Source organism: Paenibacillus senegalensis JC66 (genome assembly GCF_000285515.1).
In the GTDB taxonomy this organism is placed as follows: domain Bacteria; phylum Bacillota; class Bacilli; order Paenibacillales; family NBRC-103111; genus Paenibacillus_L; species Paenibacillus_L senegalensis.
This window is the reverse complement of the sequence record NZ_HE610961.1, coordinates 46,820-49,237: the sequence shown is the minus strand read 5'-3', so window position 1 is coordinate 49,237 and position 2,418 is coordinate 46,820. Positions and strand designations below refer to the sequence as shown.

Annotated in this window: 3 protein-coding genes; all 3 read left to right on the top strand. The window is 47.9% G+C overall.

Going from position 1 to position 2,418, the window contains the following annotated elements; genetic code table 11:
- Positions 1-1,090: 23S rRNA (uracil(1939)-C(5))-methyltransferase RlmD (gene rlmD / locus PSHG_RS28265; protein WP_010276167.1), on the top strand; the 1,090-nt coding region annotated here is incomplete at its 5' end.
- Positions 1,091-1,363: 273 nt separating this feature from the next.
- Positions 1,364-1,780, top strand: coding sequence for an AAA family ATPase (locus PSHG_RS31585; RefSeq protein ID WP_010276165.1), 417 nt, complete (start codon positions 1,364-1,366; stop codon positions 1,778-1,780).
- Positions 1,777-2,181: a hypothetical protein gene (locus tag PSHG_RS31580; protein WP_010276162.1), complete on the top strand. Its 405-nt coding sequence runs from the start codon at positions 1,777-1,779 to the stop codon at positions 2,179-2,181. Before PSHG_RS31585 ends, PSHG_RS31580 begins: the two co-directional genes overlap by 4 nt.
- The last annotated feature ends 237 nt before the right edge of the window (positions 2,182-2,418 follow it).

The following is a 2,418-nucleotide window of genomic DNA, read 5'->3' as shown; positions in this document are numbered from 1 at the left end:
CGGCGTCGCAAGAGAGAGCGGTGCGAGCGGGGGCGGCGGCCCGGCGGCGGGCGGTGCGGGCGTGCTCGTCCATCCTACCCTTGGGATGGACGAGCCCTGGCGCTACCGCAACAAGGCGCAGGTGCCCTTTGGCGAAGAAGAAGGCGGCTTGGTCGCCGGCTTCTTCGCCAAAGGCAGCCACCGCATCGTTGATATGGAAAGCTGTCTGATCCAGCATGAAAACAACGATGAGGTGGTCGCCGCCGTGAAGGGCATTGCCCGCGACCTCGGTATTACCGCGTATGACGAAGCCACACATCGCGGAGTTCTTCGTCATGTCGTCGTCAAGTACGGCTTTGCCACTGGAGAAATTATGATCGTTTTGATCACAAACGGTACCGAGATCCCTCGAAAGAACGAGTGGATACAACGGATTCGGGAAGCTTTTCCTGATGTCCTCAGTATTTGTCAGAACATAAACTCGAAGAGGACGAACGTTATTTTTGGCGATGAAATCAAGGTGTTGTGGGGGCAATCCGTAATTCATGATACTATCGGGGACGTCAAGTTCGCGATTTCACCGAGGTCTTTCTATCAGGTCAATCCGCAGCAGACGGAAGTGCTGTATCGTAAAGCGCTGGAGTACGCCCAATTAAGCGGCGAGGAAACGGTCATTGATGCTTATTGCGGGATCGGTACCATTTCGCTGTTCCTGGCCCAGCATGCCAAAAAAGTATACGGCGTGGAAATAGTCCCGGAAGCTATTGAGGATGCGCGAATCAATGCAGAATTGAACGGCATAACCAATGTAGAGTTTGCGGTTGGCGCTGCGGAACACATTTTACCGGAGTGGAAAAATCAAGGGATCCGACCAGAGGTCATCGTTGTCGATCCGCCTCGTAAAGGCTGTGATGAAGCTTTACTGGAGACGATCTTGGTAATGAAGCCGGAGCGAGTTGTGTATGTGTCCTGCAACCCTGCTACGTTGGCAAGAGATTTGCGGGTTCTAGAGGATGGCGGGTACCGGACTATGGAAGTTCAGCCGGTGGATATGTTCCCGCATACGGTGCATGTGGAGTGCGTGGTGGGGATATGTCGCGACGATACGTAAAATTACTGAATCATCAGTATTCTGCAAAGTATGCTTCGTTTACGACTGATAGAAAGGACTAAAGGAATAAGGTGTTAAACGATAAAATCGAGGTTTCTATTGTTCTCGACTTGAAATGGATAGATACACCTAGTGGGTTTTTAATTGAAAACAAGAATATCCAAGAGAGCGTCCTTATCGGGCGTTCTCCTTTTATATAGATATTTCTTCAAAGAGCCGGTTGTCCTGAACCTCTCAGGGAGCCGGCTTTTTACATGAAAGGAGGAACAGCGAATGACGAAGGTGATTGCTCTTGCCAATCAGAAAGGCGGTGTCGGCAAAACGACTACGGCTATTAATTTGGGTATTGGCTTGGCGACTGAAGGTAAAAAGGTTATCGGCTTAAAGGAGGGAGGACTTCAGCAAGCAGTTAAGGGTCGGTTACTCTTGAATCATCATAATATTAATAGTAATATTAGTAATATGAAAACGAAAATTAAAAAATCGACTGTCGCTTTAGCCGTCCTCTGTTTTCTTATTGAGGAACCTATGCATCCTTATCGTATGCAGCAATTAATTAAAGAAAGGGAGAAAGACGAGGTCATTAACGTTCGCCATCGAACGAGCATTTACCAAACGATTGAACGATTGTACCGAGACAAGGCCATTGCCATTCAAGGCAAAAAAAGAATGAAGGGAGGCCGGATTTGACGGTTTATGAAATCACGGATCTGGGCCGCCAAGCTGCCTATTCGTGGATCCGTGAAATGATCTCCACACCGGCTCAGGAATTTTTAGAGTTTCCCGCCGCTGTGTCTTTTTTGGCCCTCTTGACGCCAGAAGATGTAGGCCGCCTTTTCAAAGAACGGGTTCAAGCGCTTGAGCATTCGCTTGCTCGACTGAAAGATCAGTTTCGGAAAGGCGCTTCGCTGAGACTGCCGCGGCTTTTTTTGTTGGAGAGCGAGCATCAACAAGCTCTACTTGAGGCTGAAATCAGATGGGTCCAAGCCGTTATGACTGATATTGAATCCGGAGAACTGGCATGGAATATGGAAGAACTGCGTAAGCACGCGAAGTCTGTCGACAACCGTGTGAATGAAATTGAAATTTAAAAATACGAAAGAATGTATGGATTTGTAAGGGTAGTTATTCAAGATAAATAAAATAGCTTGAATATAACACGACAACAAAGCGAGTGTGCACTCGAAAGGAGTAAGAACATTATGCATGAAAACCACAATAAAGAACCTGACCACACGGCAGTAAGGGTTGCGTTGTGGAGGGCTTTGCATGTACAGGTCGATTCACCTCCGCATGTGCTTAGAGATGAGGTCGGTCTACAATTGATT

Bases quoted from the DNA above. Each gene is read 5' to 3' on its own strand.
- PSHG_RS31585 (WP_010276165.1), top strand. From the start codon at position 1,364: ATGACGAAGGTGATTGCTCTTGCCAATCAGAAAGGCGGTGTCGGCAAA.